We start from the raw sequence: 17,121 nt of genomic DNA, 5'->3' as shown, positions 1-17,121 counted from the left end.
CCGGAATCATCCGCCCCATCGCGTTGGGGACCAGGTTTTCCAGCGAATCCTTCACTGCTGCCGCGATTTCGGGGTCAGGCGGCTCGGTCGGCCCGAGTGCACCACTGACCGTGACCCCCGGCGTCGGCCGTCGGCGAGCACCGCGTCGATCGCCGTCAGCAGTGACCCGTCATCGTGCAGCGGGCGCAACGCGGCGTAGTAGAGCACCAAGAAGCCTGGCCAGTGCGCCAGGTTTCGCGGCAGGCTGACCTGCACGTCTTTGGCCTTGCCGCGGGCGCCGATCAAGTTGACCGTGCGCACCATCTCGGCCACGTGTGAGGGCATCTGATCGAAATTCAACCTCGTCGGGGCGGGCGTGCCGGCGCCGTGCCGCGGCGGTTGCTGGGCCGGGGGAGCGGCCGGTTGGCCTTGTCCGTCCAATCGCGCCATGATGGCCGAAAAGGAAACGATGTTGAGCGGATTGCCGCGGTCGTAGCCGATCAGCGCGGCACGGATCGCCGACTCACCCTCAGCGTTGATGCCCACCGACCGCAGGGCGGCCCGGCTGAACCGGGGGACTGTCGGCAGATCCTGCGCCTCGCGCAAGGCGTCCGCCTGCCCGTACACCGCGCCGTTGGTGTAGAGCGGTTTCATCGTTTCCCAGGTACAGCGCAACCCACCCGGAATGGACGCGATGTTGCGCCAGATCAGATTGACGAATGACATTCCAAGCGTCTCGCGGATGTCCGCGTAGAGCTCGGCAATTTCACCCGTCGCCTCGGCCTGGCCGACGCTTGGAACCGGATCTCCGGACGGCTGCATGGCAAATTCCCTTATCTCCCAGGGATAGAAGATCAGTCCGGCATGTTCGCACGCATGTAGTCGATCGCAAGCTTCATCGCAGCCATCTTGACCTTGTTGCGTTCCATCATCTGTGCGTTCAGCTGCGCGATGTTGACGGAATATGGGTTCTCCCGCAACAGCTTTGCCGCGAAAAGCAAATTGGTGGCGGTCAGCTCGGCATTGCGGCGCACATAGGGCGACAGCTCGCCGCCGGCCTCGATATAGCTCGCGCCCGGACCTGCGTCACCGACCCAATACAGATCGGTGTTGGGTGGCACCGTCGCCCCGAAGTGCAGCAGGTTACCGAAAGTGTTGGCCACACAATCGTGGCTGCCGTCCTCATTGCCCGTCACCACGATGCCGGTCACCGACCCGTAGAGCGGGAACTGCCCGGTTTTTTCGCACATCACCGTCTTCGTGGTGCCGTCGAGGCGCTCGATCACTCGCTGCATGACCGACGATCGCACACCCATCCAGATCGGCATGGCGGGCACGATGATGTTGGCACGCTTGACCTTTTCCAGGATCAGCGGCCACTCGTCGCCGTCCCCCTCGTCATTGCCGACTCCCGGCTTGACGTCGTAGTCGACGACTCGGACTATCTCGGTCTCGATGTCGGGCTCGTGGGCCTTGAGCCGGTCGATAAGCAGATTGCACAATGCTTCGGTATTCGATACTTCCGGGCCCTTTTTCAGGGTGCAGTTTAGAAAGAGCGCGTAGAGCGGCCCTTCCTTTTTCATCTCGTGGAAAATCGAGGATGCCACGCGCGTCTCCGTTTGTTCATTTAGCTGGCCACAGGGATGCGTACCGAGAGCGAAGATTACACGATTTGGGGCCTTGCAGGGCCGTCGTCAACCAATTAAATTTTTGGCGCACAGCAACGATGATGCCCCGTGGTCCACCGGGAAGTGAGGCCCCCGGCGGGCGGGTGCGGACCAACTCCATCTGGGTCGGCCGCGCGCCGCGGCGCTGCCGGTCGCAGCAGTCAAAGCCGTTGGACCATAGCGTGATTAGAACTCCGTTCTGGAGCACATCCATCAGTGGATGCTCGGCGCTGCGGCGTGATCGCCCGGCCGGCGAACCGCTCACCGATGCCAGCGCACTTTGGAGATGGCGAACGGTCCGCCCCTCGGTGGTCCGGACAAATCCCGCCCAGGCTGGATCCCCGCACCGAGGCGGCTGGATTGAACGACGTTTCACCGTCAGTTGACGGCCGGGACCACAATCGCGGGGTGACCGTGGCAGTCGGCGAGATCCGCGAACCCGGTCACCGCACAGCGGGGGCCACGCTACAACGTTGAATCCCGACCGAGGCGGTCGAACTCGGCCAGCAACGCGTCGAAGTTGGCCGGCCGCACCTCTACCGACTCATCTCGCGTGGTTGCGGCGATTCGGATAGTGCGCCGGATCTGGTCCACATAGACGCGGCACGCCTGGCACCCTCTGGTGTGCTGTTCGAACCGGTCCAGGTCAGACTCGTCGAGCGCATCCTCGAGATAGTCGGTCACCAGAGCCACCGCGTCCGAGCAGGTAATACGTAGTTCGTTGGAGATGAAGTCGCCATCAGTGGTCATGGAAATACTCCTCCAGTATTGCGCGCAGGGCGGTGCGGCCACGGTGCAGCAGGACCCGCTGATTGACCGCTGAAATGCCCAATGCCTCACAGGTTTCCTCGCTCGACCACCCCTCGAGATCGCGCATCGCTACCACCTCGCGTTGAGCGCCGGGCAGCTTCTGCAGCGCTTCGACTACCACGGAGCGAACCTCTGCCGACAACAGTCTCTGCTCGGGCAGTAGGTCCCATCGGACCGGCACATCACGCCAATGGTTGGGTCCTAGTTCGGGATCGATCAGCCGCTCGGGATCGACGGATGGACGTGGGTCGACCTCGGGTCCGGCGTTCGCGAAGGGCACCGTATTGGCTTCCTTACGGGCCAGCGTGTGCACCTGGTTGAGCACGACCCGGAACATCCAGGTTCGAATGCTGGCCCGACCTTCGAACTTGCCGATGGAGCGCACCGCCGAGACCCACGCGTTCTGGACCGCGTCCTCGGCTGTCGCCCGCGATACATAGATGCTGGCCAGCCTGACCAGCGGTGCGTGAAGTGTTTCGACCAGGCGCGAAACGCTCGCCCGTCGCCGGCCTGCAAAGCAGCGATCAGATCGCTTTCGGTTGCCCATCGATCATCGACGATGGTTCGTTTGGGTACCGTCACTGGTGTCGAATCCTCACTCCGCCGACAGAACCTTGCGCCTGCGGTGTAACGCCGCAGGGGTTGTCGGTGTCGAAACAGTACCCGTCGTGCTTGCGGCGGCGGGCCGGAAACAAATCGACACCCATGGAGGAATAGTGAGCACTCTGCCCCTCGTGACTGAGGCCGACGCAACACCCGAACAGGCGACAGCGCTTGCGGCGGTGAAGCAAGCGTTGGGTTCGGTCCCCAATCTGACTCGCGCGATGGCCAATAGCCCCGCACTTCTGCATGGCTATCTCGGGCTTGCCGGAAGCCTCGATGGCGGCACTTTGCCCAGGTCCACCCGTGAGCACCTGGCAATTGCCATCGCCCAGTCCAATACCTGCTCGTACTGCTTGTCGGCGCATACCTACACCGGACAGAGACTGGCGGGTCTGAGCGCCGAGCAGGCGGCGGCAGCACGCAAGGGCGACGCGGACGACCCAAAGGTGGCGGCCATTCTCGCGTTCGCCGTGGCGGTCAATGAGCAGCGCGGCCGGATCGATGAGTCCGAGCTTGCCGCGGTGCGTCATGCTGGAGTCAGCGACGCCGAGATCGCCGAGGTCCTCGGTCATGTGGCGCTTAACGTGTTGACCAACTACGTCAACAACGTTGCGGGCACCGAGATCGATTTTCCGCGGGTGTTGGCGTAGTTGATTGGGCGGCTTGGCGGTAGCCCGCCCTGTTGGTGGGTTCCGCCGAGCGTGCTCGCGGTGTTCGGAGTTGTGCTAGATCTGGTCGCGGTGGGCTGTGGCGTGGCTCAACGTTTCACCAATTATGTTGTGGTGGAACTGATGACGACGTCGACATCGGCGAGTGCGTCACGATCGAACTCGCCGCTCTCGGGGCTCCATTGCAGCTCTTCGGAATTGGCTGGTGCTCGGTGGACGATCCGAAGCACGCGGTGATCGGCCACGCGTAGTGCCGCTGCCAACGCCGAGCCGATCAAGCCGGACGAACCCGTAATGGCGGCAACGGCTTTGCCCACGCTCTCGGAGCCCCAGGTTGGCCTCGAAAGCTCCCTTTGGCAGGCGGTGCTGTCCTTGGACCGAAGCCGATGAGGAGTTGTCTCGTCGACGATCTCCGCCTCGGGCAGTGTCGCCAGTCAGGTCACGCGCAGCGACGGGAGCGAGCATCGTGATGTGTTCGGTGATTTCGGTTTTGAGGCCAGCAATCTCGGTGGTCAGCATCCGCTACGGGTGGCCGATGAGTCGGGCTGACATCGTCGCTGGCCCGGGGCCGGACACCGGCAGAAACGGATACGCTTTGATCCCATCGGCGGGCCAGGGCTACGGCGTTGTTGATTAGCAGGCTTGTGAGCTGGGTTGATGATCTTTGGTGCCGCGCTATTGGGGCCGGAGTGTAGGCACGGGCTATCTGGAGAACGATCGAGTTGGTTACTGTTCGTCGTTGGTCTGGAGTTGCCCGTGCCTACCGTTTCAGTATTGCCTGTGTCGTCGGTTCCAGAGGTGTTCGACCGCTGGAGTCCTGGTGAGCGCAGTGAGCTCATCGGATCGGAGTTTCTCGGTGTGTTGGCCTCGGTGCCAGACCCGAGGGACCCACGCGGTCGGAGGTATTCGCTGATGGCTTTGTTGGCGATCGCGGTTCTGGCCACTGCCGCGGGGATGCGCGGCTATGCTGGTTTTGCCACATGGGCGGCCACCGCTCCCGATGATGTGTTGGCCTAATTAGGGGTCCGGTTCCGGCGGCCCAGTGAGAAGACCTTCCGCGCTGTTTTGTCTCGGCTAGACCCCGCCGACCTCAACGCCAGGATGGGCAGTTACTTCACTGCACACGTGGCCAGCAGCGACCCCAGTGGATTGGTGCCGATCGCGTTGGACGGCAAGATGCTGCGTGGTGCTTTACGCGCCAAAGCGACAGCCACGCATCTCGTGTCGGTGTTCGCCCACCGTGCCCGATTGGTGCTCGGTCAACTCGCTGTCGCCGAGAAAAGCAATGAAATTCCCTGCGTACGTGCCCTGCTCACGCTGCTGCCGGGTAGCTTGCGGTGGCTGGTCACCGTGGATGCGATGCATACCCAGGTCGTCACCGCGAAGTTGATCTGCGCCACCTTGAAGTCGCACTACCTGATGATCGTCAAGTCCAACCAAGCCAAAATACTTGCGCGTATCACCGCGCTGCCCTGGGCCGAGGTGCCCGCAGCCGCTACCGACGACTCCCGCGGCCACGGCCGTGTCGAGACCCGCACCCTGCAAATCATCACCGCTGCACGAGGAATCGGCTTCCCCTACGCAAAACAAATCATCCGGATCACTCGTGAACGCTTGATCACCGCCACCGACCAGCGCAGCGTGGAGGTGGTCTATGCCATCTGCAGCCTGCCGTTCGAGCACGCCCGCCCTACCGCGATCATGACCTGGATGCGTCAACACTGGGGAATCGAGAACAGCCTGCACTGGATACGCGACGTCACCTTCGACGAAGACCGTCAAAGGGCACATACCGGAAACGGCGCACAGGTCCTAGCAACGCTACGCAACACCGCGATCAATCTGCACCGCCTCAACGGCGCCGACAACATCGCCGAAGCCTGCCGGATCACCGCTTTGACCGCCAACCGCCGCCTAGACCTCCTCAATCCACAATTCCCCAGCTCACAAGCCTGCTAATCAACAACGCCGGAGCCCTGCTTCCACCACCTCGTCTGCGATGGATTCGGGGCGATGGTCCACTGCAACCGGCTTGGGATGATCTACTCCGCCCTGGTCGCCGAGGAGCCGGTTCCCCCGAATTTTGTCGGTTCACTGCAGGACCTCATCGCCCACGAGGCCGCCTACGAGAACTCGCCGTCCTATCACCGCGATCACAATTACTGGGCCGAGCATCTGCCCACAGACACCGACGTCGATTACCGCTTCATCAACACCAACAACCCCAGCACCGTCAGCGGTGGCGTCTCCATGCCAGTGCGGTTAAATCCCGCAGTCGTTGCCGCAGTCCAACAATCATGCCGAACCTTAGGGGTGCGCCGATCGGCGATATTGACTGCCGCGTGCGCGCTGCTGGTTGGGAAGTGCTGCGGTCACGGCTCCAACATTGTGCTCGATTTCCCGGTGAGCCGACGAGTTCAGCCCGAGTCGTTGACCTTCACCGGATTGATGGTGGGTACCGTCCCGCTGACGTTGGCCGGCACGCCCGCAGAAAGTGTGGCCCAGTTCTGCAGACACACGCATTCCCAGATCCAGGCCGCGGTAGGACATCAGCGGTTCCCGGTGGAAACCCTCACGAGACACCAGCATTCGCCTGCACCGGGACACACCGCCTCCAGAGTGGCAGTCAACTTCATCCCAAGCACCGCCTCACACCCGTTCGGGCAAGCCCCCGCATCAGCGGTGTGTGTCGCCTTTGGTGGGGCCAGCGGCTTTAGCGTCTACTTCCAAAACAACGGCCACGAGCTACTGGTGAGCATCGAGGGTGCCGCCGACTCAGAATCAGACTTTGCAACTACCCACATATTCGTGCGACGTTTGGAACAGGTCTTGGTGGCGATGACCACCGATACTGATCAGCTGGTGTCCGGCATCGATCTGCTCACCGACACCGAACACACCCAACTGCGCACCTGGGGCAACCACCCCACCGTCACCAACCCGCCGGCGACCACGGCGGCGGTGTCGATTCCCGCCGCCTTCACCACCCAAGTCGCCGCTTGCCCTCACGCCCCGGCCCTCACCTTCGAGGACCACACCTGGACCTACCAGCAACTCGATACCGCCAGCACCCAACTCGCCCACCACCTCACCACCACCCACGGGGCTCGCGCGGGTGCGGTCGTTGCGCTGTTGCTACCGCGTAGCGACCACGCCATCCTGGCTGTCCTGAAAACCGGGGCCGCCTACCTGCCCATCGACCCCCACCACCCCCCAACGCGTATCGCGTTCATGCTCACCGACACCACCCCCACCGCGATCATCACCACCACCGAACTGACCACCCACCTCCCCACCAGCAGTGGTGTTCCGGTGATCACTCTCGACACCCTCACCAACCTCGATGACTACCCCACCACCCCACTACCCCCACCCAGCCCCCACGACCTGGCGTATCTGATCTACACCTCCGGCACCACCGGAACCCCCAAAGGCGTGGCCATCACCCACCACAACGCCACCACCCTGACCACCACCCTGACCCCACAACTGGGACCCACCACCAACCAGGTCTGGTCACAATGCCACTCCTACGCCTTCGACTACTCCGTCTGGGAAATCTTCGGCGCCTTACTGGGCGGCGGCCGTCTGGTAGTCGTGCCCGAACACGTCGTCACCTCCCCCACGACCTCCACCACCTCCTCATCAACGAGCAGGTCACCGTCCTCAGCCAAACCCCCTCAGCATTGGCGATGTTGGCGCCGACGACTTTGGATATTGAGACGGTGATCGTCGCAGCCGAGGCCTGCCCAGCACAGCTCGTCGATCAGTGGGCGCCGGGACGCGCCCTGCTCAACGCCTACGGCCCCACCGAAACCACTATCTATGCGACGGCCAGCGTCCCCCTGCACGCCGGCGAGACGGTGGTGCCCATCGGCGCACCCGTGCCCGGGGCCGGGGTGTTCGTCCTCGACAGGTGGCTGCGTCCGGTGCCACCCGGGGTGGTGGGTGAGTTGTATGTCGCCGGTGCCGGTGCCGGTGCCGGTGCCGGTGTGGGTGTCGGCTATTGGCGCCGCGGCGGGTTGAGTGCGGCCCGGTTTGTCGCCTGCCCGTTCGGGGCAGCCGGGTCGCGGATGTATCGCACCGGCGACCTCGTCTGTTGGGGCCCTGATGGGCAACTGCAATATCTGGGCCGCGCTGATGACCAAGTCAAAATCCGTGGCTACCGCATCGAATGCGGAGAAGTCACGGCCGCCCTGACCGCACTCGATGGGGTGGAGCAGGCGGTGGTGATCGCCCACACCGACACCGGCCAACCCCAGCTGGTGGCCTACTACACCACCATCGGTGGCGGTGGGATCGATACGGCGTGGCTGCGGGACCGGTTAAGTGAGGTCCTGCCGGCGTATATGGTTCCGGCCGCCTTCGTGGTGATCGACGAACTACCGTTGACGGTCAACGCCAAACTCGACCGCCGCGCCCTGCCCGCCCCCGACTACACCACTAGCGCGCAGGCTTATGTGGCGCCGCAAGGCCCGGTGGAAGAAACCCTGGCCAGCCTCTACACCCAGATCCTCGGCGGTAGTGACCGGGTCAGCGCCGCCGACTCCTTCTTTGACCTGGGTGGAGACTCCGTCTCAGCCATGCGTTTGGTCGCCGCCGCCAACACCACCCTGCACGCCGGTCTGCGCGTTGCTGATGTGTTCGAAGCCCCCACCATCACCGGGCTAGCCCACCGTGTCGGGGCCGACCCGGTCGCTCAGCTGCCATTGATCGCCGGTGAGCGCCCGCCACGGGTGCCGTTGTCGTTTGCCCAGTCCCGGCTGTGGTTTCTTGAACAGCTTCAAGGCCCCTCGGCGGTCTACAACATCCCGGTCGTCCTGCACCTGGACGGCCCGCTGGACACCGAGGCACTCCGAGCCGCACTCGACGATCTGATCACCCGCCACGAAACCCTGCGCACCCGCTTCAGCACCACGAGCGAGGGGATCGGCTACCAAGACATCCTCACCCCCAACCAAGCCGAAGTCTTCTGGCAGGTCGTGGATGCCCGCGGGTGGACACCCCAATACCTGCACACCGCCATCGACGAAGCCACCAACTACCACTTCGATCTAGCCGCCGAGATCCCGATCCGCGCCACCATCTTGCACACCGCCGACCACCAGCACGTGCTGGTACTGCTGATCCACCACATCGCCGCCGACGGCTGGTCGCTGGGCCCGCTGGCCCGCGACCTCGACACCGCCTACACCGCCCGCACCGCCGGGCACCCGCCGGTGTGGGTGCCGTTGCCGGTGCACTACGCCGACTACACCCTGTGGCACCACCAACTCCTCGGCGACCCCCACGACCCGGCCAGCCTGCTGGCCACCGACCTGGCCTACTGGCAGCACACCCTGGCCGGACTCCCCGAACACCTGCCCCTGCCCACCGACCACCGCTACCCCCCGATCGCCGACTACCGCGGCGCCAGCCACTAATTCAGCTGGCCCCCCGAACTAACCACCGCAATCCACACCCTGGCCCACACCCACCACGTCTCGGTCTTCATGGTCATCCACGCCGCCCTGACCGTGGTCCTAGCCACCCTCGCCGACACCAACGACATCGCCATCGGCGTCCCGATCGCCGCACGCACCCACCCCCACCTCGATGAACTGATCGGGTTCTTCGTCAACACCCTGGTGCTACGCACCCACACCCACCCCGCAGACACCCCCACCGACCTACTGGCCCACATCCGCGAGGACAGCCTGACCGCGTTCGAACACCAACACGTGCCCTTCGAACTCCTCGTCGAACACCTCCAACCCACCCGCTCCCGCACCCACCACCCCCTCATCCAGGTCATGCTCGCCTTCCAAAACCACCCCTGGACCCAACACACCAACGACGGTGCCGAAATGCGCCTGGGTCAGGCCCGGATCAGCCCGTATCCGGTCGCCACCCACACCGCCCGCATGGACCTGGTCATCTCCGTGGGCGAACACCCCACCAGCCCCGACACAGCACCGGCCCTGACCGGCACCATCGAATACCGCACCGACGTCTATAACCCCACCACCATCGAAACCCTGGCCACCCGCCTGCACCACACCCTCACCACCTTCACCACCCACCCCGACCAACCCCTGCACCACCTCGACCTACTCACCGACACCGAACACACCCAACTACACACCTGGGGCAACCACCCCACCCTCACCGCTCCCACCACCACGGCGATCTCGATTCCCGCTGCCTTCACCAACATCGTCGCCACCCACCCCCACGCCCCGGCCCTCACCTTCGAAGACCACACCTGGACCTACCACGACCTCGATACGGCCAGCACCCAACTCGCCCACCACCTCACCACCACCCACGGGGCTCGAGCGGGTGCGGTCGTTGCGCTGCTGCTACCGCGCAGCGACCACGCCATCCTGGCCGTCCTCAAAACCGGGGCCGCCTACCTACCCATCGACCCCCACCACCCCCAACGCGTATCGCGTTCATGCTCACCGACACCACCCCCACCGCAGTACTGACCACCACCGAACTGACCACCCACCTCCCCACCAGCACCGGCACCGGCAGTGGTGTTCCGGTGATCACCCTCGACACCCTCACCAACCTCGATGACTACCCCACCACCCCACTACCCCCACCCAACCCCCACGACCTGGCGTACCTGATCTACACCTCCGGCACCACCGGAACCCCCAAAGGCGTGGCCATCACCCACCACAACGCCACCACCCTGACCACCACCCTGACCCCACAACTAGGACCCACCACCAACCAGGTCTGGTCACAATGTCACTCCTACGCCTTCGACTACTCCGTCTGGGAAATCTTCGGCGCCCTGCTCACCGGAGGGCGGGTCGTGGTCGTGCCCGAACACGTCATCATCTCGCCCGAAGACCTGCACCAGCTCCTCGTCACCGAGCAGGTCACCGTCCTCAGCCAAACCCCCTCAGCATTGGCGATGTTGACGCCGACGACTTTGGATATAGAGACGGTGATCGTCGCAGCCGAGGCCTGCCCAGCAAAGCTGGTCGATCAGTGGGCGCCGGGACGAACCCTGATCAACGCCTACGGCCCCACCGAAACCACCATCTACGCCACCACCAGCGACCCCCTGCACGCCGGCGAGACCGTGGTGCCCATCGGCGCACCCGTACCCGGGGCCGGGGTATTCGTCCTCGATGGCTGGCTGCGCCCGGTCCCACCCGGGACCGTGGGTGAGCTGTATGTCGCCGGTACCGGGGTCGGCGTCGGCTACTGGCGCCGCGGCGCGTTGAGCGCGACCCGGTTTGTCGCCTGCCCCTTCGGGGCAGCCGGGTCGCGGATGTATCGCACCGACGACCTCGTCTGTTGAGGCCCCGACGGGCAACTGCAATACCTGGGCCGCGCCGACGAACAAGTCAAAATCCGCGGCTACCGCATCGAATGCGGAGAAGTCACCGCCGCCCTAGCCGCCCTCGACGGGGTCGAGCAGGCGGTGGTCATCGCCCGCGACGACACCCCCGGCCAACCCCGCCTGGTCGCCTACTACACCACCACCAGCGGGACCGGGCTCGACACCACCGACATCCGCGCCTCGCTGAGCCAGGTGCTGCCGCCGTACATGGTTCCGACCGCCTTCATGCTGATCGACGAACTACCGTTGACGGTCAACGGCAAACTCGACCGCCGCGCTTTGCCCGCCCCCGACTACACCACTAGCGCGCAGGCTTATGTCGCGCCGCAAGGCCCGGTGGAAGAAACCCTGGCCAGCCTCTACGCCCAAATCCTGGGTGTGGAGGACCGGGTCAGCGCCGCCGACTCTTTCTTTGATCTGGGTGGAGACTCCCTGTCGGCGATGCGCCTAATCGCCGCCACCAACACCACCCTGCACACCGACCTGCGCGTCGCCGACATCTTCGACACCCCCACCATCACCACCCTCGCCCACCGAATCGACACCCAAGCCCAACCCGCCACCATCCCCCCATCCAAACCCTGCACACCGGCACCGGCACACCCCTGTTCTGCATCCACGCCACCAGCGGCATCAGCTGGCCCTACCAAACCCTCGCCACCCACCTCACCAACCCCCTCATCGGCATCAACCAAACCCTCAACGCCGACGAAACCCCACCCCACACCCTCCAAGCCATGGCCCGCAACTACGCCACCCGCATCCAAAACACCCACCCCACCGGCCCCTACCACCTCCTCGGCTGGTCCTTCGGCGGCGTCCTCGCCCACCAAATCGCCATCGAACTACACCACCGCGGCCACACCGACACCCGACTCATCCTGCTCGACTCACTACCCACCCTCGACACCAACACCGACCCAACAATCACCCCCCGCAACAACCGCCAAACCCTGCAAACACTGCTCGGCCACCACCACACCACCATCCCCGACGACCAGCTACACCACCTCACCACCAACCACAACATCACCCTCTACCAACACCACCAACCCCACACCTACACCGGCCCCACCCTGCTCATCGCCGCCGAACACACCCCACCCCCCAACCACCCCACCTACGAAAGCACCCACACCAAAGCCGCATACCTCCTCCACGCCTGGCAACCACACCTCACCGGCCCCACCACAACCCACTCAACCAACTGCACACACCACCAACTCCTCCACCCCAACCACACCCCCACCTACACCAACCACCTCAAAAACTTCCTCCACTGACACACACAAATCACCCAAGAAGAGTTCTGCGGAGCCGGTCTGCCCCGGCAAGCTTGCCGAGCCACCGGCCGCCCCTCACTACCGACGCATCCGGACGTGATGCCCACGCGCCGTTGTGCGCATACACCTGGCGGCACCAGCCGCGACAGCTGCCGTTACATCAGTGCGCGCGCGCCTTCCCGACGCAGCTTGCCCGACGTCGTCTTCGGCAAGCTACCCGGAGCCAGCAACCGCACCTCACGCGGCGCATGACCGACGTGACTGCTGACGCGCGCTGCGATCGCTCGTCGCAGTTGGGTCAGCTCAGATTCGTCGAACCGATCGTAGACTTCGGCCAGTACCGCGAAACCTTCGCGATCGGTGTCCAGCCGCAGGGCCGCTACGCATCCTTTGCGTACGCCCTCGACACTTGCGGCGGCACGTTCGATGTCGTGGGGATAGAGATTTCGGCCAGCCAGCACAATCATGTCCTTGGCACGACCGCAGACATAAAGCCGTCCCAGCTCATCGAGATAGCCGAGATCTCCCGTATCAAACCAGCCCGCGTCGTCGACCAACGGTATGGTGCCGTCCACGGTGACGTAGCGCTTACCGATCGAGGGACTGCAGAGTTCGATGACGCCTACCTTTCTGGCGTCTTGCAGCTGCCCATCTCTGGTGATGCGGATTTGCATGTCGGGAATGGGCAGCCCAACGCAAACCACAGGTTGCGCGCCCTGGGCATCTGCGGCGACAGGTTCTGCGAAATGATCTTCCGAAAGACGCTGCCGGGAAACGTAATCCACGACGGCCGGCGCGCCGAATGCACCAGCCGAAACCGTTAGCGCGGCTTCTGCTAGCCCATAGAATGGCGTTGGCACGCCCGAACCCATACCGAACCGCGCCCCCACGGTCGCCAAGTTCTCCAGATCACGGTGATCGATCGGCTCAGCTCCGTTGACCGCCACGCGAAGGGCCGACAGATTGATCGATTCTGGGTCGGCCCGTTCGAGCACGCGCGCCAACACCGAATACGCGAAGTTGGGCCCGGCGGTGACATTGGCCCGGAACTTGCTCAGCATCTCGGCCCAGACGATGGGTCTGCGCAGGAACTCGTCAGTTCGGATCACCACCACCGTGTTTCCCGTTTTCATCGGTATGCAGATGAACCCGACCATCCCCATGTCGTGACACAGCGGTAGCCAGCTGGCCATCACCGTATCGACGGTGATACCGACTGCCTGACATGACGCGTCGATGTTCGCGACAAGATTGCCGTGGCTGATTTCCACCGCCTTCGGGATCCCGGTCGATCCCGAGGTGAGTTGGCGCATCGCGATGTCGTTGTCGTTGGTATCCACAACAGCGGCTGGACCCGTGCCACGCAAGGAGCCCACAGCGCAGACAAGGAGTCCCTCCGCGGCCAGAGCATCCGCGGCCATCTCAAACGGATCACCCACGACCACCAGCGCGGCACCTAGCATCCGGCATGCACGTACGGTATCGGCGATCCACACCGCGAGATCACTCCGCGGAGTCGGCTGCTGCAGCATTGTCAGTGCGGCACCACGAAGCCACAGTGCCTGAGCCAGCGGCGCCACATCGCAGGCCTCCGCCGCCAGCACCGCGACCGTGTCGCCACGACCAATCCCCCTGGCTGCCAAACTGTTTGACATGCCATGGGCCTGTTCCTCAACCGCACGCCAAGTTATCTCTCGGGGAGCATCGACCGAACCGACATAAAGAGCCAGGGCTCCGGCGTTGTTGATTAGCAGGCTTGTGAGCTGGGGAATTGTGGATTGAGGAGGTCTAGGCGGCGGTTGGCGGTCAAAGCGGTGATCCGGCAGGCTTCGGCGATGTTGTCGGCGCCGTTGAGGCGGTGCAGATTGATCGCGGTGTTGCGTAGCGTTGCTAGGACCTGTGCGCCGTTTCCGGTATGTGCCCTTTGACGGTCTTCGTCGAAGGTGACGTCGCGTATCCAGTGCAGGCTGTTCTCGATTCCCCAGTGTTGACGCATCCAGGTCATGATCGCGGTAGGGTGGGCGTGCTCGAACGGCAGGCTGCAGATGGTATAGACCACCTCCACGCTGCGCTGGTCGGTGGCGGTGATCAAGCGTTCACGAGTGATCCGGATGATTTGTTTTGCGTAGGGGAAGCCGATTCCTCGTGCAGCGGTGATGATTTGCAGGGTGCGGGTCTCGACACGGCCGTGGCCGCGGGAGTCGTCGGTAGCGGCTGCGGGCACCTCGGCCCAGGGCAGCGCGGTGATACGCGCAAGTATTTTGGCTTGGTTGGACTTGACGATCATCAGGTAGTGCGACTTCAAGGTGGCGCAGATCAACTTCGCGGTGACGACCTGGGTATGCATCGCATCCACGGTGACCAGCCACCGCAAGCTACCCGGCAGCAGCGTGAGCAGGGCACGTACGCAGGGAATTTCATTGCTTTTCTCGGCGACAGCGAGTTGACCGAGCACCAATCGGGCACGGTGGGCGAACACCGACACGAGATGCGTGGCTGTCGCTTTGGCGCGTAAAGGCACCACGCAGCATCTTGCCGTCCAACGCGATCGGCACCAATCCACTGGGGTCGCTGCTGGCCACGTGTGCAGTGAAGTAACTGCCCATCCTGGCGTTGAGGTCGGCGGGGTCTAGCCGAGACAAAACAGCGCGGAAGGTCTTCTCACTGGGCCGCCGGAACCGGACCCCTAATTAGGCCAACACATCATCGGGAGCGGTGGCCGCCCATGTGGCAAAACCAGCATAGCCGCGCATCCCCGCGGCAGTGGCCAGAACCGCGATCGCCAACAAAGCCATCAGCGAATACCTCCGACCGCGTGGGTCCCTCGGGTCTGGCACCGAGGCCAACACATCGAGAAACTCCGATCCGATGAGCTCGCTACGCTCACCAGGACTCCAGCGGTCGAACACCTCTGGAACCGACGACACAGGCAATACTGAAACGGTAGGCACGGGCAACTCCAGACCAACGACGAACAGTAACCAACTCGATCGTTCTCCAGATAGCCCGTGCCTACACTCCGGCCCCAATAGCGCGGCACCAAAGATCATCAACCCAGCTCACAAGCCTGCTAATCAACAACGCCGGAGCCCTGCCGGGTATCCAGGCGCAGGCGATAGTAGCGACAATAATACTTGTGGGGGCGGCGATCTCTGCGGATGTCGAAAATGACGTCTTTATCAGATTCCGTTCGCTTCCAATATCTAATTCCGCGCCGTTGATCGCGCGCGGCCTGGTCTCGCTGCTCTACGCGGCGATCGTATACATTCTGATCGGTATTAGTGGCATGCTCATTGGGTGGCGGATGCACGGCAGCCTGGCCGATGCTGTGCTGGCTTTCGTGCTGGTACTAGTTTTCGGTGTCGGGTTTATGTGGCTGGGCATGGTGGTTGGCTTGATGGTCAGGACTGTGGAGGTAGTTGGTGCTGCGGTGTTCTTGATAACGCTGCCAATTATTTCCATATCGAACTGCTTTGTGCCAACACAGCCTATGCCGCACGCGCTGCGCGTGATTGCCGAATGGAATCCGCTCTCATCCTTGGCGCTGGCATTGCGCAAGCTCACCATCGATGAGCCAATGGCGCCGCCAAGCGCGCAATTGCCACTGCATCATCCGGCATTGTCCACGCTGATCTATTTGATAGTTCTGACCGCACTATTGGCTCCTATCGCCATTCGCGCCTATATCCGCCGCGCTTCCCTTTAGCCCTGCTGTTGAGCTGGTTGTGTGTCTTCGGCATGACGCGCAGGGGCCGATCGGTCCGTTTGCGCAGTAGTCGGTGGGGCGACTTGGCGCCTGGCCCGCCCTGGTGGCGGGTTCCGCCGAGCATGCTCGCGGTGTCCGGAGTTGTGCTAGATCTGGTCGCGGCGTGCTGTGGCGTAGCTCAACGCTTCACCAATTGTGTTGTGGTGAAACCGGAAACCGGCTTGCTCGAGTGCGGTGGGGATGGCGCGTTGGCCTATCAGCAGGCCTTCGTCGGCGAACTCGCCGAGGGCGGCGCGCGCCGCGAAACCGGGCAGCATCAACGGGGTTGGGCGGTTTAACGCGCGTCCGAAGGCGGTGGTGAATTCGGCATTGGTTACCGGCGCGGGCCCAGCCATGTTGACCGGGCCTGACAACGTCGGGTTGGAGATGGCGAACAGCAGCGCGCGCACCTCGTCTTCGAGGCTGATCCATGCCATGTACTGGCGGCCGCTGCCCAGCCGGGCGCCGAGTCCCACTGAGAACGCCGGGCGCAACGGGCGTAGGGTGCCTCCCGCCGGGGCCAGCACCAGGCCGGTGCGCGCCAATACGACCCGGGTGCCGGCGTATTGGGCGGGTAGCGTGGCGGCTTCCCAGTCCACGCACAGCTGGGCGAGAAATCCCATTCCGGCTGGGTCGTTTTCGTCGACCACCCGGTCGCGGGTGTCCCCGTAGTAGCCCACCGCGCTGGCGTTGATCAAGGTGGGCACGCCGGCGTCGGCGACGGCGCTGGAGAGCACTTCGGTGGGTGTGATCCGGCTATCGCGCAGGCTCTGTTTGAAGGCGCCTGACCAGCGGCGGCGGCCGATGCCGACGCCACACAGGTTGATGACGACGTCGACATCGGTGAGTGCGTCGGGATCGAACTCGCCGCTTTCGGGGTTCCAGTGCAGCTCTTCGGAATTGGCCGGAGTTCGGCGCACGATCCGAAGCACGCGGTGATCGGCCGCGCGTAGTGCCGCTGCCAACGCCGAGCCGATCAATCCAGACGAACCCGCTATGGCGACAACGGCTTTGCCCACGC

Annotated in this window: 8 protein-coding genes and 4 pseudogenes; 4 read left to right on the top strand and 8 right to left on the bottom strand. The window is 63.8% G+C overall.

Annotation, left to right across the window (positions count from 1 at the left end):
* Window positions 1–51: 51 nt before the first annotated feature.
* The 4 genes from CKW46_RS19145 to CKW46_RS19130 all read right to left on the bottom strand — a co-directional run bounded on the left by CKW46_RS19145 (window position 52) and on the right by CKW46_RS19130 (window position 3,003).
* The gene (locus tag CKW46_RS19145; RefSeq protein WP_499018091.1) at window positions 52–801 is read right to left on the bottom strand and encodes a hypothetical protein; all 750 of its coding nucleotides are present in this window, start codon (window positions 799–801) and stop codon (window positions 52–54) included.
* Between the two features lie 32 nt (window positions 802–833).
* Window positions 834–1,586 (bottom strand): flavodoxin family protein, encoded by a 753-nt coding sequence (locus tag CKW46_RS19140; RefSeq protein WP_499018089.1) that lies wholly within the window; start codon window positions 1,584–1,586, stop codon window positions 834–836.
* A gap of 525 nt (window positions 1,587–2,111) precedes the next feature.
* Window positions 2,112–2,396: a zf-HC2 domain-containing protein gene (locus CKW46_RS19135; protein ID WP_015356190.1), complete on the bottom strand. Its 285-nt coding sequence runs from the start codon at window positions 2,394–2,396 to the stop codon at window positions 2,112–2,114.
* Window positions 2,386–3,003, bottom strand: a complete 618-nt coding sequence (locus tag CKW46_RS19130) for an RNA polymerase sigma factor (RefSeq protein ID WP_252872475.1) — start codon at window positions 3,001–3,003, stop codon at window positions 2,386–2,388. Before CKW46_RS19130 ends, CKW46_RS19135 begins: the two co-directional genes overlap by 11 nt.
* A 187-nt stretch (window positions 3,004–3,190) precedes the next feature.
* Here CKW46_RS19130 and CKW46_RS19125 point away from each other — a divergent pair, with 187 nt between their 5' ends.
* Entirely contained in the window at window positions 3,191–3,709 is a 519-nt protein-coding gene (locus CKW46_RS19125) for a carboxymuconolactone decarboxylase family protein (protein ID WP_117436604.1), read from the top strand.
* 137 nt (window positions 3,710–3,846) lie between these two features.
* On the opposite strand, the pseudogene CKW46_RS19120 reads toward CKW46_RS19125, so the two are convergent.
* Window positions 3,847–4,044, bottom strand: a pseudogene (locus CKW46_RS19120) (NAD-dependent epimerase/dehydratase family protein); the annotation flags it as partial.
* Window positions 4,045–4,483: 439 nt separating this feature from the next.
* Between CKW46_RS19120 and CKW46_RS19115 the strand changes: the two are divergent.
* Window positions 4,484–5,686 (top strand): annotated as a pseudogene (locus CKW46_RS19115) (ISAs1-like element IS2404/ISMul1 family transposase).
* 21 nt (window positions 5,687–5,707) lie between these two features.
* Window positions 5,708–12,355: pseudogene (locus CKW46_RS19110) on the top strand (amino acid adenylation domain-containing protein); the annotation flags it as partial.
* 155 nt (window positions 12,356–12,510) lie between these two features.
* Here CKW46_RS19110 and CKW46_RS19105 read toward each other — a convergent pair.
* Complete coding sequence (locus CKW46_RS19105; RefSeq protein ID WP_240275105.1) at window positions 12,511–14,085, bottom strand: fatty acyl-AMP ligase; 1,575 nt, start codon at window positions 14,083–14,085, stop codon at window positions 12,511–12,513.
* A gap of 17 nt (window positions 14,086–14,102) precedes the next feature.
* A pseudogene (locus CKW46_RS19100) lies at window positions 14,103–15,306 on the bottom strand (ISAs1-like element IS2404/ISMul1 family transposase).
* A gap of 185 nt (window positions 15,307–15,491) precedes the next feature.
* Between CKW46_RS19100 and CKW46_RS19095 the strand changes: the two are divergent.
* Entirely contained in the window at window positions 15,492–16,061 is a 570-nt protein-coding gene (locus tag CKW46_RS19095) for an ABC transporter permease (protein WP_499018085.1), read from the top strand.
* 146 nt (window positions 16,062–16,207) lie between these two features.
* On the opposite strand, the gene CKW46_RS19090 is transcribed toward CKW46_RS19095, so the two are convergent.
* Window positions 16,208–17,119, bottom strand: a complete 912-nt coding sequence (locus tag CKW46_RS19090) for a TIGR01777 family oxidoreductase (RefSeq protein WP_117436117.1) — start codon at window positions 17,117–17,119, stop codon at window positions 16,208–16,210.
* Window positions 17,120–17,121 lie beyond the last annotated feature (2 nt).

It is taken from the genome of Mycobacterium liflandii (assembly GCF_022354805.1).
GTDB lineage: Bacteria > Actinomycetota > Actinomycetes > Mycobacteriales > Mycobacteriaceae > Mycobacterium > Mycobacterium marinum.
This window is presented reverse-complemented; position numbering and strand designations above follow the sequence as displayed.

Bases quoted from the DNA above. Each gene is read 5' to 3' on its own strand.
- CKW46_RS19145 (WP_499018091.1), bottom strand. From the start codon at position 801: ATGCAGCCGTCCGGAGATCCGGTTCCAAGCGTCGGCCAGGCCGAGGCG.
- CKW46_RS19135 (WP_015356190.1), bottom strand. From the start codon at position 2,396: ATGACCACTGATGGCGACTTCATCTCCAACGAACTACGTATTACCTGC.
- CKW46_RS19130 (WP_252872475.1), bottom strand. From the start codon at position 3,003: ATGGGCAACCGAAAGCGATCTGATCGCTGCTTTGCAGGCCGGCGACGG.